Here is a 19,998-nt window from a genome sequence, read left to right on the forward strand (position 1 = left end):
AACCCGCCTTCGCGGCGATGACGCCGAAGGGGGGCCAGCACATTGGAAAATGGGCAGAATTCTGTAAGTCAGCGCCTATGCGCCTTCGCGGCGATGACGGTCGATAAGGGGCGCGCTTGGCTTCGACGGCAATCGACCCCGCAAGCGGTCCGCACTCCCGGTTTTGCATAAAATCCACCAATCAAGGATCAAAATCCTATACCCTCTCCGCAAACCTTCCACCAGCTTGCGGAGCGACGCCATGGCCCTCGACAGCCGTACCTTCCAGAACGACAATTTCCCCCTTTGGGCCGAAGAGCCGCCGGTGCCGTCGGCAGGCTCGCTGGTCCCCGGTTCGCAGTTCCATGAGGAGCAGTGGATCATGGCCGCCGGCATGCTGGCCCGCGGCAGCAGCTTCCTCTATGTCGCCCGCGCCATGGGATGCAGCCGCACCACCCTGTGGCGGGCCTATTACGGCTCCAAGGATTTCCGTCACAGGGTTTGGTGGGAACGTCAGGCCCTGAACCGTGAGGCAGACCTGCGCCTGTCCTCGCTGCGCAGTCTGGTCGTCGAGCAGATCGAGCGGCTGGTCTCCTCCGGCGATCCGTCGACCGTGCGCTGGCTGGCCGACCGGCTCGGCATCCTCGACGGGCTCGCCGCCCAGCCGGCGCGACAGCCGGCGCATCAGCCGCAAACCCCGCAGCCGTCGGAAGATCCATTCGCCGGGATCGTCCCCGACCTCGACGACGACAGCATCCCCGGCGCGATCCGCGAACGCACGCCGCCCGATCCGCGCGCCGTCGCCGCCATCCTCGCCCGCCCGGAAGCGGCGGGGCCGAAGGGCGTCTATCCCTATACCCTCAACCCCGACGATCCCTATCCCACCCTCGGTTCGGCGCTGGAACGCCAGGGCGGACAGGCCGCCTTCGATCGTTTGTAAGGCGGCCGTTTGTAAGGCGACCGTCTGTGAGGCGGGCGGGCCGGTGAACATGGAACATCGGCCGGAAACCGTTCCACGCTGTTCCATCCCCCCAGGAGGTCCCCCAAGAGGTAAGGATCGGCGGAGTCTTCCCCCCGCCGATCCCCCGAACACTCAGTCGAATCCTCAGCCCTGCTTGGCCTTCAGCGCCGCCAGACGGTCGGACAGGCTGGTCGGGGCGGTCTTGCCCGACGCGGCGGCCAGCGCGGCGGCGATGTTGGGGTCTTCCTTTTCCGGGGCCGACGGGCGCAGCAGCTTGGCCTTGGCGTTGGCGGCCTCCGCCGCAGCCAGATCCTTGGCCGCCGTGTCCTGCATCGCCTTCAGCGCGACGGTCAGGCCGCTGGTGGCCCCGGCGAGGCCGGCGGCCTGACGGGCGGCTTCGGCCTGACGCTCGGCCATGGCGCGCTGCTGGTCGGCGCGGCCCATGTCGCGCTGGGCGCGGGTCAGTTCGGCGCGCGCGGCCTTCAGCTTGGCGCCGGCGTCGGCGTAGTTCTTCTCCAGCATCTCCAGGAACTCGCGCGCCTCGACCGCGTCGCGGACCTCGCGCTCGATGTCGGGGGCCATCTCCTCCAGCATGGCGATGACGGTCTCCAGGCTCTTCTCCAGGCCGGCCTTGCGCGACGGGTCGGTCTCGGCGTCGATCTGGCGCTGCAGATGCTCGGCGGCGGCCATGCGCTGGGTCGACAGGGCCTTGATCTCGTCGGCCTCGCGCTGCTCGCGGTCATGGATGGCGCGGGCTTCCGCCACCTGCCGGCCCAGCCCGTCGAGATGCTGCTCCATGGTCCGCAGCTCCGCCTCGGTCGCGGACTTCGGATCCCAGCGGACCAGCGCCTCCATGGCGCCCTGGACGGCCTGGTCGGTCTTGACACCCATAAGGTTGCGGATGAAGGCAAGCATGGCTGATTCCTGTCGAAGGAGGGTTGTTGGAGGCGCCTGCGGATCAAGACCGCGAACGCTTCGCCTGCACAGATGGGGTGGGGGCGATCCGGGAACCAGACCCCTGTCCTTACCTCTCGGGGGCGATTTTCTCTATCCCGCCCCGTTCATCCCACCCCGTTCATCCGGCCATGGCGGCGGCGTTGATCACCGCCACGCCCAGCTGGACGCCGACCAGCGTCGCGGCCGACGCGACGTTGCCCGATTCGATCTGGCCGCGCAGGTCGCGGATCAGCAGGGTCGCCACGGCGAAGGCGACCAGCTGGAGGATCACCGCCACCACGCCCCACAGCAGGATGTCGAGCACGAAGGTGCTGGTCGCCAGCGTCGCCGCCAGCGGAATGGCGATCGCCACGATGGACCCCGCCAGCGTCAGGCCGCCGGCGGCATTGCCTTCCGCCACCAGACGGCGCTCGTCGAAGGGGGTGATGCGGGTATAGACGGCGACGCCGACCGCCAGCAGCGCCAGCGTGACGGCGAGCTGGACCAGCAGCACCGGAAGGCCGGTGCCGAGCGCGGTCAGGATGGAACCGAAGGTGCTTTCCATGGGGCCGGCACTCTTGTCGTGTGGGTGGTTAGGACAGGGAGAGGGAGGCGGGGTTCACGTCGATGCCGGCGGCGATCTCGACCGACGCGCGGCCGGAGCGCTCCACCGCCTCCACCAGGATGTACTCGGTGGCGGGCGCCGGATCCCCTGCATTTGTTGGCGCACCGTACAGCATCGACTGGCTGGTCACCGTCTCGGTCCCGCGCAGGGTCTGGCGCGCCTCGCTGAGGGTGAAGGGCTGGATGCGGCTGGCGCCCGGCTGCCAGACTCGGGGATAGAGCTTGCCGTCCTTGGTCTGGAACTCCGGCCAGCCGATCATCCCCTCCGCATCGTCCAGCCAGAAGCCCCACTCGCCCTCGTCGGACGGGGTGACGCTGTCGATGGGGGTGAAATAGCGGCACTCGTCCGGCTGCCCGTCGGGGCCGAGATGGATCTGGAAGAAGCCGCCACCCGGCAGATGCAGGCGGTAGACGGTGGCCGGGCCGGAGGTGACGGTTCCCACCGCCTCGATCGATACCAGCCGGTCGGTGCCGGTGTCCGGCGCCTTGACCTTGGTGGCGCCCTCCGCCAGCAGGAAGGGGGTGGGGTCGATAGTGACCGTCATGCCCAGCCGGAACAGCGACGGGCTGTAGGCCTTGCCGCCGAGCTTCTGGTTCACATAGTTGCCGAGCGTTCCGAACAGGGGCACGTCCGATCCTCCCTTGGAGCCAGAGCCCTTGGAGACAGGGCTGTTGGCGACTGCATTTGGTTTGGATGGCGCATCCATCCGCCGCCGCGCCCGCCACAGCAGGAACAGCACCGCCGCTCCCAGCAGCAGCAGGCCCCACCACCAGAAACCGTGCCCGGAGCTGCGCGACGCCTGCGCGGCGCTGGCGCTGTCCACCGAACTGGCCGAGCTGGCCGAATCGGCGCGGGCCAGATCCGCCGGCACGTCGGGCGGCAGCTGTCCGGCCTGGCGCGGGGTGCCGGCCTGGGCCGCCACCGACTGGTCGAGCTGGTCCAGCTTGCCGCGCAGCTCCGCATTGTCGCGGGCCAGCCGGTCGGCCTCCTGGCGCCATTCGCGATAGCCGGGGTCGTCGGCGTTGTTGTGGAAGAAGGCGGCATGGCCCGGCCGGGTCAGCGTGTCGAGCATGAACCACAGGAACAGCCCGTCCCAGACGCCGAAGCGGCGCGGGGCGCTGACGGTGTAGGGCGGCGGGCTCCAGCCATAACCGCCATAGGGGTTGGCCGGCGCCGGGCGCGTCGACGGCGTGCGGTAGGACGACCCGCCCCAGCCCCAACTGGACCCGCCGGAGCTGCTCGACCCGCCGGTCCGTCCCTGGGTGGAGGCGGCGGGCGGTGGCGCGCCCGGTTGGGCCGGCGGGGTGCGGTCGGCCTCCTGCTTGGTGCGGTAGCGGTTCAGCGCGTCGGCCGAGCCCTGCTGGCTGAAGGTCCGGTCGCCCGCCGAAGTCGGCGGGGCGGCGACCGACGGGGCGCTGTTGCCCGGCCGGGCATAGCCGCCGCTGGAGCTGGAGGACCCGCCGGAGAACCAGCCGCCGCTTCCCGTGGACGGCGTGCGCGAGGTGGAGGGGCGGGAGTATCCGCCGCTGCCGCCGCTGCTGCCGACCGACGGGGTGCGCGACGGGCGCGAATAGCCGCCGGACGACCTACTGCTGGATGACCGGCTGCTGGACCCGGCGCGGGCCTCGGCCTCGTCCGGAGCCAGCGTGATGGCTGCTGCGGTGGCGGCGGCGATGACGGTTGCGGCAAGCGGGGCGGGGGCCGCGGGAGCGGTCAGGACGGTGCCGACGGGGGCCGCAAGCGGCTGCACCATCATCAGCAGGGCGACGGCGGCTGCGCGCCATCGCTCCGTCCAGCGATCCTGGTACCGGGTGGGGCACCGGGTGGGGCACTGGCTGGGCCTGGGGGGCTTCGCGGTCTGCGTCATCCATCCTCTCGCGCGTCATCCGGAGCCGGTTCAACTGGCCCTCCCGGCGATTCGTTGCGCGAGGGTAGGCAGATACGCGGCGGCGCTCAAGGGATTAACCGTCGCGACCGGCCCCTATGCCTTCCGTCAGGAGACGGCGGTCGCCGTCCGCTTGCTCTGTGCCGGTTCCGGCTGCGGCGGGCGCAGGGTGGGCGGGCCGCCGGCTGCGGTGACGAGGCGGTCGCTCGCGGCCTCCAGCCGCTCCTCCAGGTCGCGCATCGCCTCGGCGCGCGGCTGTCCGGGCATGATCGGCGGCAGGAACTCCACCACCACCGTGCCGGGGTACTTCAGGAAGCTGTGGCGCGGCCAATAGAGGCCGGCATTCAGCGCCATCGGCACGATGGGAATGCCGAGGCTGTCATAGAGCACGCCGACGCCGATGCGGTAAGGACGGTAGGTGCCCGGCGCCACGCGGGTGCCCTGGGGGAAGATCACAATGGGTCGACCCTCGTCCCGCACCGGGCGGGAGTTGCGGATCAGCGACTTGATCGCCGCCCCGCCGGCGCCGCGGTCGACCGGGATCATCTTCGCCTTGGCGGCATACCAGCCCCAGATCGGGATCCACATCAGCTCGCGCTTCAGGATGATCGCGGGGTCCTTCACCAGCAGGTGAAGCTTCATGGTTTCCCATGCCGACTGGTGCTTGGCCGCCAGCAGGAAGGGGCCGTCGGGCAGGTTCTCCCGCCCGCGCACCTCGTAGCGGATGCCGACGAGCGTGCGCTCCAGCCAGCCGACGGTGCTGAGATACCATTTCACCACCGCGACCATCTGCGGACGCGGCAGCAGCAGCATCCACAGCAGGGCGAAGCACATCAGCGCGGTCCAGAGGTGGAACGCGATGTTGAAGGCGAGGGACCGGATCCAGATCATGGCCGGCAACTTGTCAGGTCTTCACCGACTTCTCAAGTATTCCGCGCAGTGCGGGAGAGGACGGCCGGCGGATGGCGGCCGTTTGCGGGGCAGGGTGGACTCCGCTCCCCACCGGGTGCATTGTCCCGGCGTGGAGGGATGGCGAGCTGTGGTGGAACCGTGATCCGTTTCGAGAATGTCGGCCTGCGCTACGGCACCGAGGCGGAGGTGCTGCGGGACATCAATTTCACCCTTCAGCCGGGATCCTTCCATTTCCTGACCGGTGCCAGCGGGGCGGGCAAATCGTCGCTGCTGAAGCTGATGTATCTGGCCCACCGGCCGTCGCGCGGGCTGGTCACCCTGTTCGGCCGCGACATGGCGATGGTGACCCGCCGCGACCTGCCGGAACTGCGCCGCCAGATCGGCGTGGTGTTCCAGGATTTCGCCCTGCTCGACCACCTGTCGGCGCTCGACAATGTTGCGCTGCCGCTGCGCATGGCCGGCACGCCGGAGGCTGATGTGGTCGCCCATTGCAGCGAGATCCTGCGCTGGGTCGGGCTGGGCAACCATCTGCACGCCACGCCCTCCACCCTGTCGGGCGGGCAGAAGCAGCGGGTCGCCATCGCGCGGTCGGTGATCAACCGGCCGCGGCTGCTTCTCGCCGACGAGCCGACCGGCAACGTCGATGACGGCATCGGCATGCGGCTGCTCTACCTGTTCGAGGAACTCTACAAGCTGGGGACCACCGTGGTGATCGCCACCCACAACGAAGCGCTGATCCGCCGGTTCGACCACCCGCGCCTTCACCTCGACAATGGCCGGCTGATGGTGCTGCCGGCGCGCGGCCGCGCTCAAGAGGCCCGCGCGAAGGACACGCGCGCCAACGACTCTGCGTGGGAGTAGCGGCATGGCGCTTCGTCCGGTGCGGCCCCGTTCCGACCTGCCGCTGGCGGTCGATCCCTCCTCGCGCTTTCTCGGCTGGATCACCGCGCTGATGGCATTCCTGGCGGCGCTGGCGCTGGCCGGCGCCATGCTGGTGACGGACATGGCCCAGCGCTGGGACAGCGGGCTGGCCGGCGGCCTGACCGTGCAGGTGGCGCCGATGCCGGGTGCCCCCGTCGCCCCGCTGGACGAGCGGGCGGAGGCGGCGCTGACCGTCCTGCGCTCCGTCCCCGGCATCCGGTCGGCGACCCTGCTGGGCGGGGGGGAGATCGCCCGGCTGCTGGAGCCCTGGCTGGGGGCGGGGGCGGCGGACCCGCTGCTGCCGATGCCGCGGCTGATTGACGTCGTCGCCGACGGACCGGTCGATGTCGGTGCGCTCCGCCTGCGCCTGACCTCCGCCGCGCCGGGGGCGACGCTGGACGACCATGCGGTGTGGCTGGCCGATCTGCGCTCCTTCGCCGGAGCGATCCGGCTGGCGGCGCTGGGCGTGGTGGTGCTGATCGGGGCGGCGGCGGTGATGACCGTTGTCTTCGCCGTGCGCACCGGCCTTGCCATCCACCGGCCGGTGGTGGAGCTGCTGCATCTGATGGGCGCCACTGACCGCTATGTCTCGCGCCAGTTCGAGCGGCATGTGGTGGGCCGCAGCCTGCGCGGGGGCGGGATCGGGCTGCTGCTGGCCGGCGGCACGATGTATGGGCTGCACCGCGCCTCCCAGGGGCTGCGGGCCAGCCTGCTGCCCGACCTGGCGTTGCAGCCCTGGCAATGGGGGGCTCTGCTGCTGGTGCCGGCAGGGCTGGCCCTTCTGGCGCTGGTCACCGCGCGCTGGACCGTGCTGCGCACGCTGGAGTCCATGCCATGAGTGGAGCCATGAGATGGGCGGCACCATGATCCACGGTCACCGGCGGCGCGGCGGCGGCGTGATGGCGCGGGCGATTGCGCATGTGATCGCCGGCTTGCTGGTGCTGGCCGCAGTCTGGCTGGGCGGGCTGTTCTGGTATGCGGCCGACGTGCCGCGCTCGTCCCCCAGCGGCGCCGATGCCGACCGTCCGACCGACGCCATCGTCGTGCTGACCGGCGGCAGCCACCGGCTGGGCACCGGGCTTGAACTGCTCGCCGCCGGCCGCGCGAGGAAGCTGTTCGTCTCCGGCGTCTATGACGGGGTGGATGTGCAGGAACTGCTGAAGCTGTCCCGCCACTCCCCGACCGAAATGGAGTGCTGCATCACGCTGGGCTATTCCGCCGACAGCACCATCGGCAACGCCTATGAGACGGCCGACTGGATGCGCGACCAGGGTTTCCGGTCGCTGCGGCTGGTGACGGCCAACTATCACATGCGCCGCAGCCTGCTGGAACTGTCGATGGCGATGCCGGATGTGGAACTGGTTCCTCACCCCGTCGTCGCCCCCACCGTCCATCTCGACGACTGGTGGATGTGGCCCGGCACCGCCAACCTGCTGGTCAACGAGTACAACAAGCTGCTGGTGGTGGGGCTGCGCTGGGCGGTCCGCCGCGCATTTCGGGACTGACCATGGAAAAAGACGCCGGCCTCCAAAAGCGAATGAGAATGACTTGCAATTGGGAGCGGGCCGGGTTAGGGTCCTGTCCAGGGTTCACGCCAGGACATCGCCAACCGCAACGTCCGTCCAGCAAGAAAGACTCGCCATGCACGACAGCGCCGTCTCCGTTCCCGCTTCCTTCGCCGCATCCCTGCCGGTGGTCGAATCCGGCCGCCTGATGTCGGGCAGCCGCGAGATCGTGATCCAGCACGCCGGGCAGAGCTACCGCCTGCGTGTGACCCGCGCCAACAAGCTGATCCTGACCAAATAAAACGACCTTCAAAGAACCTTCCGGGAAAAACGTCGCCGAGAATGGGTGCCGGCCATACTGGTCCGGCGCCCATTTTCTTTTTTGTGATGACCTTTCACGCCCGGCCTTGTACCTCATAGCCGGCATCCTCGATGGCTTGCCGGATGACGGATTCGTCAGCGCTGCCTTCGACGGTGACCTCGCCGGCCTTCAGGTCGACCAGGGCGCGATCCACTGCGGAAAGTGCTTCCACGGCCTTGGTTACGGTCTGGGCGCAATGGCCGCAGGTCATTCCGGAAACCTTCAACGTCAGCATGGAACTTATCCCTTGGGGGTGCGGATGATCTGGAAAGGCTGCACCTTCCAGCAACGGGAAGGTCAAGCGGCATTCCGCAGGTCCGCTCAACCACCCGCCAGCCTGATCGTCACGCTTCGAAGCGGCGTCTCGAAAAGAAGACTGAATCTTTAAAACGAGACAATTCTTCAGCTGGTAATCTCGAAAAAGAGAAAGGCCGGGCCGAGACGATTTTAGTGTGCACTGCAAAAAGTCCGCTATTCCAAAGGTTTCGCCTGCGACAATCTGTCGAGGCCGTCCTGGCATAGCCCTTGCTAATACGGATGCATGCACCCGTCTCGGGATTTCCAGGCCCGGGATTTTCCAGGAAAGAGCGCCGCGATGCCGCTTGTCACCGCAACAACCCTTCTGCCTGTCCCGGCGCGCCGCGTGTGGCCGCTGGTGCGGTGGGATGGCGCTGTCGGTGAATGGTATCCCGGCGCGGTTTCCATGACCGTGGACGGGACGGAGAAGGGAGCGCTCAGGCGCCTGCGGCTTTACGACGGCTCGCCGGTCGTCCACCGGCTGGAACATGTCAGCCGGGTCGATGACGCCTACACCTATGCGGTGATCGAGGGGCCGTATCCGGTCGCCGACCTGCTGGCGCAAATCCGCCTGCGGGCCGATGGGGAGGGGCAGGCCGTGCTTCACTGGACCGCCACCTTCCATCCCTCCGCCTCCCACCCGCAAGAGGGGACGGAGGCAGAGGCCGAACGGTTCGTCCGCGACCTCTACGACGCCGGCATGGCCCGGCTCCGCACTCTGCTTCATCCGTGAATCGCGAAAACGACACTCCAGACGCCAAGCGTCGGAAAAGAATAACCGAGGGAGCATCGTCCAAATGAGTTTCCTGATCTGCCTGGGAGCGCTCGCGTTCCTCATGCTGGTCGCCTACCGGGGCTTCAGCGTCATCCTCTTCGCGCCGGTGGCGGCGCTGGGGGCCGTGCTGCTGACCGACCCGTCCGCGGTGCCGCCGATCTTCACCGGCCTGTTCATGGACAAGATGGTCGGCTTCGTGAAGCTGTACTTCCCGGTCTTCCTGCTGGGCGCGGTGTTCGGCAAGGTGATCGAGCTGTCCGGCTTCTCCAAGTCGATCGTCTCGGCCGTGATCAAGCTGGTCGGGCGCGAGCGTGCGGTGACCTCCATCGTCCTGGTCTGCCTGCTGCTGACCTATGGCGGCGTGTCGCTGTTCGTCGTGGTCTTCGCCGTCTATCCCTTCGCGGCCGAGATGTTCCGGCAGAGCGACATCCCCAAGCGCCTGATCCCCGGCGTGATCGCGCTCGGCGCCTTCACCGTCACCATGGACGCGCTGCCGGGCACGCCGCAGATCCAGAACATCATCCCCACCACCTTCTTCAAGACCGACGCCTATGCCGCTCCCTGGCTGGGCCTGATCGGTTCGGTCTTCATCCTGACGCTGGGCCTGCTGTATCTGGAATGGCGCGTCCGTTCGGCCATCGCGCGCGGCGAGGGCTATGGCGGCGGCCACACCAACGAGCCGGAAGCCGTGGCGTCCGAGGCGCTGCCGAACCCGATCCTGGCGCTGTCGCCGCTGGTCGCCGTCGGCGTGCTGAACAAGCTGTTTACCATGGCGATCCCCAGCGTCTACGGCGCCACGAATGAGGTGGCCCTGACCCCCGGCGCCAAGCCGCTGGTGACGCAGGTCTCCGCTGTCGCCGGCATCTGGGCGGTGGAAGGGGCGCTGCTCTGCGGTATCCTGCTGGTGCTGGCCTTCGCCTGGAAGCCGGTGTCCCAGCGCTTCGCCGAAGGCACCAAGGCCGCCATCGGCGGTTCGTTGCTGGCCTCGATGAACACGGCGTCGGAATACGGCTTCGGTGCGGTGATCGCGGCGCTGCCGGGCTTCCTGGTGATCCGTGACGCTCTGGCCGCCATTCCCAACCCGCTGGTGAACGAGGCGGTGACCGTCACCGCGCTGGCCGGCATCACCGGATCGGCGTCGGGTGGCATGAGCATCGCGCTGGCGGCCATGGCCGACCAGTTCATCACCGCCGCCAATGCCGCCGGCATCCCGATGGAGGTCCTGCACCGCGTCGCCTCCATGGCCAGCGGCGGCATGGACACCTTGCCGCACAATGGCGCCGTCATCACCCTGCTGGGCGTCACCGGCTTGACGCACCGGCAATCCTACGGCGACATCTTCGCCGTCACCTGCATCAAGACGCTGGCGGTCTTCTTCGTGATCGCCGTCTACTACCTGACCGGGATCGTCTGATCATGAAGAACAAGCTCATTTCCCTGGAGGACGCCGTCGCGCGCATTCCCGATGGGGCGTCCCTGCTGATCGGCGGCTTCATGGCCGTCGGCGGCCCCAACCGGCTGGTGGACGAGTTGATCCGCCAGGGCAAGCGCGACCTGACCATCATCGCCAACGACACCGCCCGGCCCAACAACGGCCTGGGCAAGCTGGTGGTGGAGAAGCTGGTGCGCCGGGTCGTCACCAGCCACATCGGCCTGAACCCCGAAACGCAGAAGCAGATGATCGCCGGCGCCATCGAGGTGGAACTGTTGCCGCAGGGCACGCTGGCCGAGCGCATCCGCGCCGGCGGCGTCGGGCTGGGCGGCGTTCTGACCGCCACCGGCGTCGGCACCATTGTGGAGGAGGGCAAGCGCACGGTCGAGATCGACGGCGTCGCCTATCTGCTGGAAATGCCGATCAAGGCCGATTTCGCACTGGTTGCCGCCAAGCAGGCCGACCTGTACGGCAACCTGACTTACGCGCTGACCGCCCGCAACTTCAACCCGCTGATGGCGATGGCCGGCGCCACCGTGATCGCCGAGGCAGAGGACATCCTGCCCGTCGGCTGCATCCCGCCCGACGCGGTGATGACGCCGTCTGTGCTGGTCGATTACATCGTCGCCGCAACGCCGCGCTGATCGGGGAGTAGAGAGCCATGGATGAAAAGACCCTGATCGCCAAGCGCGTCGCGCTGGAGCTGATGGACGGCGACCTCGTCAACCTGGGCATCGGCCTGCCGACCCTGGTCGCCCGCTATGTCCCCCCCGGCCGCCATGTGTTCTTCCAGTCGGAGAACGGCATCGTCGGCATGTCCGGCCCGATCACCGGGGCGGAAAACCACGACCTGACCGATGCCGGCGGCTCGCCCATCTCGGCCCTGCCGGGGGCGGCGTCCTTCGACAGCGCCTTCTCCTTCGGGTTGATCCGCGGCGGCCATCTGGACGTCACCGTGCTGGGCGGCCTGCAGGTGGACCGTGAAGGGCGGCTGGCCAACTGGATGGTGCCGGGCAAGATGGTGCCGGGCATGGGTGGCGCGATGGACCTCGTCACCGGCGCCCGCCGGGTGATCGTCGCCATGCAGCACAGCGCCAAGGGCGAGGCGAAGATCGTCGAACGTTGCGCCCTGCCGCTGACGTCGGTCCGCCGGGTCGATCTGGTGGTGACCAACCTCGCCGTCATCGAGCCGACCGACGCCGGCCTCGTCTTGAAGGAAACCGCCCCCGGTGTCACGGTGGAGCAGGTGATCGCCAACACCGGGTGCGAACTGATCATCGCCCCGGACCTCCGTTCCATGCCGATCGAAGGATAAAGAAGAATGACCAATCTGAAGGGGAAGGCTGCGCTCGTCACTGGGTCCACCAGCGGGATCGGCCTTGGGATCGCACGGCAGTTGGCGGGCCAGGGTGCCGATCTGATGCTGAACGGCTTCGGCGATGCCGGCTACATCGCTGAGCTGTGCCAGTCGCTGTCCAACGAGTTCGGCGTGCGCGTCGCCCACAACGGCGCCGACATGTCGAAGCCCGAGGAGATCGAGGCGATGGTCGCCGCCACCGAGGCGGCTTATGGCCGGCTGGACGTGCTGGTCAACAATGCCGGTATCCAGCATGTGTCGCCCGTCGATGCCTTCCCGGTGGAGCGCTGGGACGCGGTGATCGCCATCAACCTGTCGGCCGTCTTCCACGGCACCCGCGCCGCTCTGCCGGGCATGAAGGCGCGCGGCTGGGGCCGGGTCATCAACATCGCCTCGGTCCATGGGCTGGTGGCTTCGGTCAACAAGTCGGCCTATGTCGCCGCCAAGCATGGCGTGATCGGCCTGACCAAGGTGACGGCGCTGGAACTGGCGGAGACCAACATCACCTGCAATGCCATCTGCCCGGGCTGGGTGCTGACGCCGCTGGTGCAGAAGCAGATCGACGCGCTGGCCGCCACGCGCGGCCTGTCGGTGGAGGAGGCCGGACGCGAACTGCTCAGCGAGAAGCAGCCGTCCAAATCCTTCGTCACGCCGGAACAGCTGGGCGAGCTGGCGGTGTTCCTGTGCTCCGAGGCCGCCGGCAACATGCGCGGCGCGGCTCTGACCATGGATGGCGGCTGGACCGCCCAGTAAATGGACCGTCGCCCAAGCGGTTTTAAAGCGGCTTGGGCTGGACGGGCACCGAAGCGTCCCGGGATCGGATCGAAAGGTCCGTTTCCGGGGCTGCTTCTTTCCGGTTTCAGGTGTCGCTGGTGGCCGGAACCGTGTCGAAGGGCGTTGCGATGAACGGGCGACCCTGTCCATGGCCGGCGCGGGCATGACCGCGTTCGGTCGCCGCCTGCCGGAAATAGCCGACAACGAACACGCGCAGGGCATTCGCAAGGGAAACGCCCGACCGGGATGAATGGCGGGCCTGCTGTTCCATACGGTCACGCACGTCGTCGCACAACTCGTCCACCGTCATAACTTCCCGTCGGCAGATCTCCTCCAGCCCCTCCCAGTAGGAAGGCTCAAGCCGGATCGAAACGTCACGTCCAGACAATTTCAGCGTGCGAGAGGCCAGAGAAGCGGCACCTGTGGATTGATCGACGCGAGATTTGCTGTCCCCAACGCTCGACATGTTCGTATGCCCTCGTGCTACCCGTGCGATTGCCCCCAACGCATGAACACTATAACGCGACCACAACCGGTTTTGGGAACAAAACTTTAGGCATGTAAGGATTCCCCCTAGGGGGTGCGTTCCGGATCCCCGGCCATGTCCTTGAGCAAAGCCAGATCGTTGATGACGATAAAACCTTTGGCATATGTCACTGTTCCGGTCCTGCGCAGGGCGCCGAGACACTTGTTCACCATTTCACGGGTGACGCCCAGCATGTTTGCCAATGCTTCCTGGGACAGGGGCAAAGTCAGCCGCAGACCGGCCGGAGTGGGCTGCCCGTAACTGTCCGACAGCAGCAGCAGCCGGCGCGCAAGCCTGCGTGGAACATCGTGGAACACGGCGTCCTCGATGTTTTCCGATACCCAGCGCAGCCGGTCGCAAAGAACGATCATCATGCGGGTGCAGAGGCGCGGGTGGCGCTCCAGGAAGGGGATGAACTCGGCGCGGTCGATCCGGAACAGCTCGACCGGCCGCAGGGCGACCGCGGCGGCGGTCCGCTCCCGGCCGTCGATCAGCCCGATCTCACCCAGGACATCGCCGGCTTCCAGGATGTTCAGCAGCATGGTCTTGCCATCCGCCGAAGAGGTGCGGATGGCGATCTGACCCTTCAGCACGGCGAACAGGCTGTCGCCAGGGTCGCCCTTGTCGAAGATGATCTGGTCGGCATCGAAGCGTGCCATGCGGCCCAGAGTCACCATCTCGGCCATCTGCTCGGGATCGAGTTCCCCGAGCAGCCGGTTGCGCCTCAGAACCGATGCGACATCCACAGGCGCGTTCATCCGTCCGTCCAGACACAGTTTCGCGCCGGGCTGGCGGTCATCGCCACCCCGGCGCGATCAGTCTAGCCAAAACGCGCTTACATCGCGAGCGGCGCCGCATCGCGCAGGGCGCGCTCCCACAGGACGGTGTGTTCGAAATGGAAACGGGCTTCGGTTGTTGCGTCATCGCTTGTCGCGCGGCCCAGCCGGCGTGCCATGGTGCGCAGCATCGCCTTGGCGTCCTCACGCTTCTGGTCGAAGCGACCCTGCGGCAGCCAGCCGCGAAATGCCGCCAGTTCGGAAGCCGGCAGGGCGATGTCGCCGCCCAGCCGCAGCATCCGGCCGTAGCCGCGCTCGCGGTAGGGCAGCTCCTTGGCGATGGACTCCAGGCGCAGGGCCGTCCCGGCGCTCAGCATCCGGTCGGCGACCGCGTCGGACAGGGTGCGGCGGATGTTGACCATCGCCTCCGACAGGGAGGTGTAGCCCAGCTCGGCCGGGCCGTGGATCACCGCCACCTCGTCGTCGTCCTCCAGCCGGCCGTCGCGGAAGGCCTCGAAGATGGCGCCGACTCCGATCATGCCGAAGGGATACAGCTCCGCCGCGCGCAGGGCGCCCATGCTGGAGGCGCCGAACACCGGAATGCCGGCGTGGATGGCGTAGAGGATTTCCTTGTGCCAGACCGACGGCACGCTTTCGAAAAAGCCGTCGACGATGCCGATGGCTGCCGGCTTTTCGGCGCACAGCCGCAGAACGTCGCCCTGGGCGACCGGCGGCAGGTAGGTGGCGTCCAGCTCCAGCGCCGCATCCTCGCGCGGCAGGGTAGGGCCCAGAAAGACATAGACGCCGCTCATGCCGCCTTCTCCATGGCTTGGCTGCCGAGAGCGCGCAGGCCGCGCTCACCCAGCAGGTAATCGGGGGATTCGTCGGCACCCTCCAGTCCGGGCACGACGACACGGACGACCGGGATGCCGAATTCCGGCTTGGTCAGGTCCACCGCCACCGCCTCCTCGATGCCGGCGGCGCGCAGCCTGTCGAGTTGATGGGCGAGATCGGCCTCGATGGTGGGCGCGGCGCCGGTCGGGCAGTGGTGGAAGGGCCGCCTGCCGGCACCCTCCACGATCATCGCCTTCCAGCGGGCATGGTGGGCGGGGTCGAGGTGGCGCTCATACTCGGCACGGGGCATGTCGTCGCGGGCGCCGGCGATGAAGGTCAGGCGGCTCTGCGCCGCCTCGGTCAGGGCGCGGGACAGGGCGATCTCGCGCGCCACGTGGCAGCCCATGCCAGTGGCCGGGCGGATGGAATGCTGGGGCAGTTCCTCCCGCTCGACGATGCGGCAGAGGAAGGCGGGCAGGCCGACGTCGCTTGTGGTCTCCCACACGCCGACGGCGACGCCAGCCGCCCCGAAGCGGTCGATCAGCGAGCGGCAGACCGGATCGTCGATGCTGTCCAGGTCGATGCGGGTCGCCGCCTGGGCTGCGGGATCCTGCAGGCGCCACAGGGTGGTCGCGTCGCGCTCCACCAGTTCGGTGACGGCGTGGCTGATCGCCTCGACCTTGTGGTTGCCGGATGCCAGGCCATTGGAGCCGGCCAGGAAGGCGCCGTGGCCGGGGGCCATCGGCACGGTGAAATTCAGGTGGACCATTTCGAACGGCACCCATTTCGGGCCGCCGTTCAGCAAATCCTGACCCTCGATCCACAAGATCGGGCTGTGGGGATTGAAGCTTCCGGTCGACAGCCGGGGCAGGCGGTCGACGTCCACCACCGGATGGGTCCAGCGCAGCTCTTCGAAGCTGGCGAACTTCAGCGGCAGGGTGATGCGTTCGGCGTGGTAGCTCTCGATCGACTCCATGACCCCCGACGCCTTGGCTGCGGCGAGCGTCACCCCCTTGCCTTGCGACACCGAGATGGAGCGCGAATTCGGCCGCGTCACCATCACCACCGGAATGCCGACGGCATCCAGCCCGGTGACGTTTGCGACCCGGGTGATCCCCATGATCGGCAGGAACGGGGCGACCCGCGCCAGGGTCTGTTCGGGTGCCACGACCCGGTGGGTGCCGACCGTATGGGCCTTCACCGCATCCGAAACGGAGGCTTTGATATCGAGCAGATCGAAGGGCATCGCGGCTGATCCGGGGCGGAGGGAAATCGAAGAGGCATCCTGTTCCCGGGTCCGTGGCCGGTCAGCACCTTATCGGTGCTGGTGGCCACGGTCCAAAAACCGGAACCGGGATTCCGATCAGGCGCCCGGGGTGATGCTGTAGCGACCGGCTTCATGATCGGCGGCATCGAAGGTGCTGCGGTCACCGGAGCGGACGAGGTTGCGGGCTGTGGAGGCCTGAATTTCGGCGATCTCGGTCACGCCCTGGGCCGAAACATTGTACAGACGGCCATCCGCGCCACGGATCATCGAGGACTGGGACAGGTTGAGCGACATCGTGCATCTCCTTGGTGTGAGGTGATGTGCCTATTTCTTCGAATCCGAACTGATTTACGCTGTGAAGTTTTTCACTTTGCGCGCACTGGCATTGGGATAACACGGCACTGCCAGTCGGATGTATCCGTGACGGCGACGGCCAAGGAGTTCCATACAATGCTGAACACCGTCAGCAAGCGTCGTGAGGATCGGTCCAGCCATTTATCCGGGTTGATGGATTGGCCCGCGATGTCGGTCCGTGTCGTTCCGGTTGGAAACGGCCAAAGGCGCGTGCGTCTTGAAAATGCAGTGTGGGATGGCTTGGATGCAATTGCCCAATCCGAGGGGCTTCTGACCAAGCAACTCTGCGCAAAACTTGATGCCAGCCGCTCTGAAAGCGTTGCGCTGAGCAGCGAAATTCGCAGTTTTGTGTTGGATTATTTTCGGAGAAAAGACCAGATCTAGAAAATTATCTCAGGAATTTTCGATTTCATTGAGGTTTCATTAGGCGTCCAGTCTCATTTTTTCCGTTCGAACGTTTCTCCCACCTTGACTGCTGAATGTCGTCAGCAGTCCCCCCGCATGCGCCACCAGTGATGTTTGAGAGGTGTTGCGGGCAATTTCCAACCCGTTGCGTGCGGCTTGCATGGCTTCATCCAGCCTTCCCGTGGAGGCGAGCGCCTGGGCATACCATATCATGACCTGAGGAACGCGCCCAAGCGGGTGAAGCCGCCCATTGCCGCCGCCCTGCTGGTGGAAAAGCGCGAAGCTGCGATCGAACATCGCGAAACCGGCCTCCCGGTCTCCCGTCAGGACCGACGCATATCCGATGCCGCCCATGACCAGCGGCAGCAGCAGCGGAGCGTGTATGGCGTGCCCGATGGACAATGCGGTTTCGAATACAGGGACGCTGTCCTTCAATTGCCCGCAGATGATCTGCGTCCATCCCAGATGCGTCAGGGCAAACAATCTCGAGAAAAGGTGATTGCTTTCCTCGGCGATCTCGACTGATCGGCGACCGGCATCCACCGCCTCTTCGGCCCGTCCCAGTTGGGCGAGACAGCGTGCCGCGATGCTTCCCATATGCACCTGTGCGACGGTTGCCAGTCCGTAACGGTCGTGCGGGCGGGACGTGGTGAGCATGGCAGCGCCAAGCTCGAACGTTTCCAGGGCGTCGACGAAAAGCCCCTTGTCCGTTTGCAGGCCGCCCAGCCGGAACAGAAGCTGGACGCGGGTGCGGCGGTCGTCCCGCTCGTCCAGCGCGGACAAGCCGTCCCGGCAAAGTGCCAGCCCCTGATCCAGATCGCCGAAGGTCCACAGGAACGACGCCAGCATCGAGCAGGCGCGGGCATAGCGGATGCGGTCGTCCGACCCCCGCGCCATGGCGATGGCCCGTTGCAGGTGGTCGTCCACACCCATCGACCCACGCGGCAGCAGCGACCGCGGAAGCGCGATCAGCAGATCGATCTGACGCGCCGTGTTCCTTGGATGATCCGGCAGATGCCGCACCGCGGCCAGGGCGTTGGCGTAATGCCGGCTGGAGTCCTCAAGTTTGGAGCGGCCCTCGGCCCGTTCGCCCGCCCGCCGGCCAAACAGGTGCGCGGCCGGCCAGTTCTCCGCCATGAAGGCATGGTGGGCCAGCAGGTCCAGGCGGTTCGGCAGGTCGTGGTCGCGGCGATGGCGCAACGCCTCCAGCACGCGGGCATGCAGCGCCCGGCGGTCGGACTTGGTCAGGGTGGCATAGGCGACTTCCTGGATCAGTGCATGCTTGAAGGAATATTCCAGATTGGGCAGCAGACGGGTGCGCAGCACGAAGCCGGCGCGCTCCAGATAGGCCAGGGAGTCGGACAGGACCGGCGTGGGCAATCCGGTCAGCGCCTGGAGCAGCCCGACGTCGAAGGTGGTGCCGATCACGGCGGCATTCATCAGCAGCCGGCGCCGCTCCAGCGTCATCATGTCCATGCGCTCGGCCAGCAGGGCGTGAAGCGTGCGCGGCAGCTTGTGGACCACCAGCGGATCGATCAGCCGGTAGGCGCCCGGCGTGCCCTCGATGGCGTTCGACGCCTCAAGCGTGCGCAGAACCTCTTCCAGATAGAGCGGAACGCCCTGGCAGCGGCTGGCGACCTGGGCTTTCAGTTCCACCAGCGACCAGTCGGGGCCGAGCCAGTGGGCCAGGAAACTCTGCACCTGATCCGGCGACAGCATGCCCAGATCGATGCGGCGCCCGCCTGGACGGCCGCTCCAGCCCCGCTCCTCCGACTCCGGTCCCAGCGGGGGTGGCCGCCGGGTGGCGAGCAGCAGCAGCCGGGCCCTCGACCCCGGCAGTGCTTGGGCCAGCCGGTCCAGCAGCCGCACCATCACCGGTCGGGCCCAATGGGCGTCCTCCACCAGCACCAGCAGCGGTCGGCCCACTGCCCCGCTCGCCGTCCCATCCCCCGAGTCGCTTCCACCGCCGGCTCCGAGCGGTGCCGCCAGTTCCAGCGTCGCCCCCACCAGACCTTCGATGCTCAAGGACAGACGCTGCGCCGCGTCCAGGCCGCTCCACAGCGGATCCAGCCCGGGCCGGCCGAACAGCGCGCGAACGGCATCGCCGGCCAGCGAACCGGACCGGCGGCGTGCCGCCTCGCAGACCCAGCCGATGCCTTCCTCGCTGGCGCAGCCGGCCACCTGTTCGGCCAGGCTCAGCGCCACCGCCTCGAGGTCGTCGGGATCGGCCAGCCGGCGGATCGGCATCTGCGGCCATTGCAGCAGGGTCCAGCGCCGGCTGCGCGGGTCGCGCAGGAACTCGCCGACGAGGCGGGACTTGCCGATTCCGGCCTCTCCCTGCAGCAGAAGCTGAGCGGGTGCCCCGGCTTCCACCGAATCGGCGATGGCGAACAGGGTCGCCACCTCCTCCTCCCGGCCGACATGCGGGGCGTCGGTGGCGGACAGCAGGTCAGTGGCGGTGCGGCGGACGGCACGCGCCCCGTCGAGCAGGAAGGCCGGCATCGGCTCCACCTCGTCGGACAGGCGCAGGCTTCCCATCGGGCGCGCCGCCACCCCGACCGGGATCAGGTCCAGCGTGTCCCGGCTGAGCTGCGCGGTGTCGGAAGCCGCGCGCTGCTGCAGCTTGGCGGCCATATGCACGCACTCGCCGACCGCGCGATAGTCGGTCCACAGGCCATTGGTCACCACATGGGCGACGACGTCACCCGAACTGATGCCGATGCGGATGTGGAAGAGAGGCCGCCCCTGTTCGTCGCGGGTTGCGCTGAGGATGTCCTGGGCGGCAAGGCAGGCGCGCAGCGCATGGTCCTCCTTGGCGCCGGGGGCGCCGAAGGTCGCCAGGAAGCCGTCACCCAGCATCTGGGTCACCGTGCCTTCGAAGCGCGGCACAGCCTCCGTCACACGGTTCAGGATCGAAAGGAGCAGATCGTCCGCATCCTCGGGATCGCGGCCTGCCACCATGGCGGAGGAACGGACGATGTCGACGAACATCGCCGTGACGACCTTGCGTTCGCGCGGCTTATCGCCCGGCAGGCGAGATGCCTCCTGCCAGGGACGGCCTTCGTCCGTCGCTGCGCCCAACATGGTGTCCGCCACGTCCGCCCCCCTCGCGGAAT

The 19,998-nt window shown here is 67.6% G+C and carries 22 protein-coding genes; 11 read left to right on the forward strand and 11 right to left on the reverse strand.

Annotation, left to right across the window (positions count from 1 at the left end; all coding sequences use genetic code 11):
• The first annotated feature begins 241 nt into the window (after positions 1 to 241).
• Positions 242 to 919 (forward strand): hypothetical protein, encoded by a 678-nt coding sequence (locus tag ABNQ40_RS06150; protein ID WP_391345814.1) that lies wholly within the window; start codon positions 242 to 244, stop codon positions 917 to 919.
• A 165-nt stretch (positions 920 to 1,084) separates the two neighbouring features.
• Here the strand turns inward: ABNQ40_RS06150 and ABNQ40_RS06155 are convergent, their stop codons facing one another.
• The 4 genes from ABNQ40_RS06155 to ABNQ40_RS06170 form a co-directional block, all read right to left on the reverse strand.
• Positions 1,085 to 1,855, reverse strand: coding sequence for a hypothetical protein (locus tag ABNQ40_RS06155; RefSeq protein WP_109048242.1), 771 nt, complete (start codon positions 1,853 to 1,855; stop codon positions 1,085 to 1,087).
• Between the two features lie 160 nt (positions 1,856 to 2,015).
• Entirely contained in the window at positions 2,016 to 2,441 is a 426-nt protein-coding gene (locus ABNQ40_RS06160; protein ID WP_109048243.1) for a DUF350 domain-containing protein, read from the reverse strand.
• 28 nt (positions 2,442 to 2,469) lie between these two features.
• Positions 2,470 to 4,368: a DUF2491 family protein gene (locus ABNQ40_RS06165; protein ID WP_109048244.1), complete on the reverse strand. Its 1,899-nt coding sequence runs from the start codon at positions 4,366 to 4,368 to the stop codon at positions 2,470 to 2,472.
• A gap of 126 nt (positions 4,369 to 4,494) precedes the next feature.
• On the reverse strand, positions 4,495 to 5,277 hold the full coding sequence (locus ABNQ40_RS06170; RefSeq protein WP_109490746.1) for a 1-acyl-sn-glycerol-3-phosphate acyltransferase: 783 nt from the start codon (positions 5,275 to 5,277) through the stop codon (positions 4,495 to 4,497).
• A 159-nt stretch (positions 5,278 to 5,436) separates the two neighbouring features.
• On the opposite strand from ABNQ40_RS06170, the gene ftsE reads away from it, so the two are divergent.
• The 4 genes from ftsE (at position 5,437) to hemP (ending at position 8,025) form a co-directional block, all read left to right on the forward strand.
• Positions 5,437 to 6,159 carry a cell division ATP-binding protein FtsE gene (gene ftsE / locus ABNQ40_RS06175; protein WP_109048245.1) on the forward strand — a complete coding sequence of 241 codons (723 nt, stop codon included), beginning with the start codon at positions 5,437 to 5,439 and terminating at the stop codon, positions 6,157 to 6,159.
• A gap of 4 nt (positions 6,160 to 6,163) precedes the next feature.
• Positions 6,164 to 7,057, forward strand: a complete 894-nt coding sequence (locus ABNQ40_RS06180) for an ABC transporter permease (RefSeq protein ID WP_109048246.1) — start codon at positions 6,164 to 6,166, stop codon at positions 7,055 to 7,057.
• Positions 7,058 to 7,070: 13 nt separating this feature from the next.
• Positions 7,071 to 7,724 carry a YdcF family protein gene (locus tag ABNQ40_RS06185; RefSeq protein WP_109048247.1) on the forward strand — a complete coding sequence of 218 codons (654 nt, stop codon included), beginning with the start codon at positions 7,071 to 7,073 and terminating at the stop codon, positions 7,722 to 7,724.
• A 136-nt stretch (positions 7,725 to 7,860) separates the two neighbouring features.
• Positions 7,861 to 8,025, forward strand: a complete 165-nt coding sequence (gene hemP / locus ABNQ40_RS06190; protein ID WP_098735831.1) for a hemin uptake protein HemP — start codon at positions 7,861 to 7,863, stop codon at positions 8,023 to 8,025.
• Between the two features lie 94 nt (positions 8,026 to 8,119).
• Here hemP and ABNQ40_RS06195 read toward each other — a convergent pair whose 3' ends face one another.
• Positions 8,120 to 8,320, reverse strand: a complete 201-nt coding sequence (locus tag ABNQ40_RS06195) for a heavy-metal-associated domain-containing protein (protein ID WP_109048248.1) — start codon at positions 8,318 to 8,320, stop codon at positions 8,120 to 8,122.
• Positions 8,321 to 8,680: 360 nt separating this feature from the next.
• On the opposite strand from ABNQ40_RS06195, the gene ABNQ40_RS06200 reads away from it, so the two are divergent.
• From ABNQ40_RS06200 to ABNQ40_RS06220, 5 genes are all read left to right on the forward strand, one after another.
• Positions 8,681 to 9,115: an SRPBCC family protein gene (locus tag ABNQ40_RS06200; RefSeq protein ID WP_109048249.1), complete on the forward strand. Its 435-nt coding sequence runs from the start codon at positions 8,681 to 8,683 to the stop codon at positions 9,113 to 9,115.
• A 64-nt stretch (positions 9,116 to 9,179) separates the two neighbouring features.
• The gene (locus tag ABNQ40_RS06205) at positions 9,180 to 10,571 is read left to right on the forward strand and encodes a GntP family permease (RefSeq protein WP_109048250.1); all 1,392 of its coding nucleotides are present in this window, start codon (positions 9,180 to 9,182) and stop codon (positions 10,569 to 10,571) included.
• Positions 10,572 to 10,573: 2 nt separating this feature from the next.
• Positions 10,574 to 11,233, forward strand: a complete 660-nt coding sequence (locus ABNQ40_RS06210) for a CoA transferase subunit A (RefSeq protein WP_109048251.1) — start codon at positions 10,574 to 10,576, stop codon at positions 11,231 to 11,233.
• A 17-nt stretch (positions 11,234 to 11,250) separates the two neighbouring features.
• Positions 11,251 to 11,904 carry a 3-oxoacid CoA-transferase subunit B gene (locus ABNQ40_RS06215; protein ID WP_109048252.1) on the forward strand — a complete coding sequence of 218 codons (654 nt, stop codon included), beginning with the start codon at positions 11,251 to 11,253 and terminating at the stop codon, positions 11,902 to 11,904.
• A gap of 6 nt (positions 11,905 to 11,910) precedes the next feature.
• Positions 11,911 to 12,699, forward strand: a complete 789-nt coding sequence (locus ABNQ40_RS06220) for a 3-hydroxybutyrate dehydrogenase (protein ID WP_109048253.1) — start codon at positions 11,911 to 11,913, stop codon at positions 12,697 to 12,699.
• Between the two features lie 106 nt (positions 12,700 to 12,805).
• On the opposite strand, the gene ABNQ40_RS06225 is transcribed toward ABNQ40_RS06220, so the two are convergent.
• From ABNQ40_RS06225 to ABNQ40_RS06245, 5 genes are all read right to left on the reverse strand, one after another.
• On the reverse strand, positions 12,806 to 13,186 hold the full coding sequence (locus ABNQ40_RS06225) for a ribbon-helix-helix domain-containing protein (protein ID WP_109048254.1): 381 nt from the start codon (positions 13,184 to 13,186) through the stop codon (positions 12,806 to 12,808).
• Between the two features lie 107 nt (positions 13,187 to 13,293).
• Positions 13,294 to 14,004 carry a Crp/Fnr family transcriptional regulator gene (locus tag ABNQ40_RS06230; RefSeq protein WP_109048255.1) on the reverse strand — a complete coding sequence of 237 codons (711 nt, stop codon included), beginning with the start codon at positions 14,002 to 14,004 and terminating at the stop codon, positions 13,294 to 13,296.
• A gap of 77 nt (positions 14,005 to 14,081) precedes the next feature.
• Positions 14,082 to 14,834 (reverse strand): TfuA-like protein, encoded by a 753-nt coding sequence (locus ABNQ40_RS06235; RefSeq protein WP_109048256.1) that lies wholly within the window; start codon positions 14,832 to 14,834, stop codon positions 14,082 to 14,084.
• Positions 14,831 to 16,102, reverse strand: coding sequence for a YcaO-like family protein (locus tag ABNQ40_RS06240; protein ID WP_109048257.1), 1,272 nt, complete (start codon positions 16,100 to 16,102; stop codon positions 14,831 to 14,833). Before ABNQ40_RS06240 ends, ABNQ40_RS06235 begins: the two co-directional genes overlap by 4 nt.
• A 117-nt stretch (positions 16,103 to 16,219) precedes the next feature.
• Positions 16,220 to 16,417, reverse strand: coding sequence for a hypothetical protein (locus ABNQ40_RS06245; protein ID WP_109048258.1), 198 nt, complete (start codon positions 16,415 to 16,417; stop codon positions 16,220 to 16,222).
• Between the two features lie 156 nt (positions 16,418 to 16,573).
• On the opposite strand from ABNQ40_RS06245, the gene ABNQ40_RS06250 reads away from it, so the two are divergent.
• Complete coding sequence (locus ABNQ40_RS06250) at positions 16,574 to 16,861, forward strand: ribbon-helix-helix domain-containing protein (RefSeq protein WP_247879594.1); 288 nt, start codon at positions 16,574 to 16,576, stop codon at positions 16,859 to 16,861.
• A 39-nt stretch (positions 16,862 to 16,900) separates the two neighbouring features.
• Here the strand turns inward: ABNQ40_RS06250 and ABNQ40_RS06255 are convergent, their stop codons facing one another.
• Positions 16,901 to 19,978 (reverse strand): adenylate/guanylate cyclase domain-containing protein, encoded by a 3,078-nt coding sequence (locus tag ABNQ40_RS06255; protein WP_109048259.1) that lies wholly within the window; start codon positions 19,976 to 19,978, stop codon positions 16,901 to 16,903.
• Positions 19,979 to 19,998 lie beyond the last annotated feature (20 nt).

It is taken from the genome of Azospirillum sp. A23 (assembly GCF_042938965.1).
GTDB lineage: Bacteria > Pseudomonadota > Alphaproteobacteria > Azospirillales > Azospirillaceae > Azospirillum > Azospirillum melinis.

Excerpts from the sequence above, each read along its gene's own strand:
- ABNQ40_RS06220 (WP_109048253.1), top strand. The coding sequence starts at position 11,911 with ATGACCAATCTGAAGGGGAAGGCTGCGCTCGTCACTGGGTCCACCAGC.
- ABNQ40_RS06200 (WP_109048249.1), top strand. The coding sequence starts at position 8,681 with ATGCCGCTTGTCACCGCAACAACCCTTCTGCCTGTCCCGGCGCGCCGC.
- ABNQ40_RS06165 (WP_109048244.1), bottom strand. The coding sequence starts at position 4,368 with ATGACGCAGACCGCGAAGCCCCCCAGGCCCAGCCAGTGCCCCACCCGG.
- ABNQ40_RS06240 (WP_109048257.1), bottom strand. The coding sequence starts at position 16,102 with ATGCCCTTCGATCTGCTCGATATCAAAGCCTCCGTTTCGGATGCGGTG.
- ABNQ40_RS06235 (WP_109048256.1), bottom strand. The coding sequence starts at position 14,834 with ATGAGCGGCGTCTATGTCTTTCTGGGCCCTACCCTGCCGCGCGAGGAT.
- ABNQ40_RS06180 (WP_109048246.1), top strand. The coding sequence starts at position 6,164 with ATGGCGCTTCGTCCGGTGCGGCCCCGTTCCGACCTGCCGCTGGCGGTC.
- ABNQ40_RS06160 (WP_109048243.1), bottom strand. The coding sequence starts at position 2,441 with ATGGAAAGCACCTTCGGTTCCATCCTGACCGCGCTCGGCACCGGCCTT.
- hemP (WP_098735831.1), top strand. The coding sequence starts at position 7,861 with ATGCACGACAGCGCCGTCTCCGTTCCCGCTTCCTTCGCCGCATCCCTG.
- ABNQ40_RS06245 (WP_109048258.1), bottom strand. The coding sequence starts at position 16,417 with ATGTCGCTCAACCTGTCCCAGTCCTCGATGATCCGTGGCGCGGATGGC.
- ABNQ40_RS06185 (WP_109048247.1), top strand. The coding sequence starts at position 7,071 with ATGGGCGGCACCATGATCCACGGTCACCGGCGGCGCGGCGGCGGCGTG.
- ABNQ40_RS06170 (WP_109490746.1), bottom strand. The coding sequence starts at position 5,277 with ATGATCTGGATCCGGTCCCTCGCCTTCAACATCGCGTTCCACCTCTGG.
- ABNQ40_RS06230 (WP_109048255.1), bottom strand. The coding sequence starts at position 14,004 with ATGAACGCGCCTGTGGATGTCGCATCGGTTCTGAGGCGCAACCGGCTG.
- ABNQ40_RS06205 (WP_109048250.1), top strand. The coding sequence starts at position 9,180 with ATGAGTTTCCTGATCTGCCTGGGAGCGCTCGCGTTCCTCATGCTGGTC.
- ABNQ40_RS06195 (WP_109048248.1), bottom strand. The coding sequence starts at position 8,320 with ATGCTGACGTTGAAGGTTTCCGGAATGACCTGCGGCCATTGCGCCCAG.
- ABNQ40_RS06155 (WP_109048242.1), bottom strand. The coding sequence starts at position 1,855 with ATGCTTGCCTTCATCCGCAACCTTATGGGTGTCAAGACCGACCAGGCC.
- ABNQ40_RS06215 (WP_109048252.1), top strand. The coding sequence starts at position 11,251 with ATGGATGAAAAGACCCTGATCGCCAAGCGCGTCGCGCTGGAGCTGATG.
- ABNQ40_RS06210 (WP_109048251.1), top strand. The coding sequence starts at position 10,574 with ATGAAGAACAAGCTCATTTCCCTGGAGGACGCCGTCGCGCGCATTCCC.
- ABNQ40_RS06250 (WP_247879594.1), top strand. The coding sequence starts at position 16,574 with ATGCTGAACACCGTCAGCAAGCGTCGTGAGGATCGGTCCAGCCATTTA.
- ABNQ40_RS06150 (WP_391345814.1), top strand. The coding sequence starts at position 242 with ATGGCCCTCGACAGCCGTACCTTCCAGAACGACAATTTCCCCCTTTGG.
- ABNQ40_RS06225 (WP_109048254.1), bottom strand. The coding sequence starts at position 13,186 with ATGTCGAGCGTTGGGGACAGCAAATCTCGCGTCGATCAATCCACAGGT.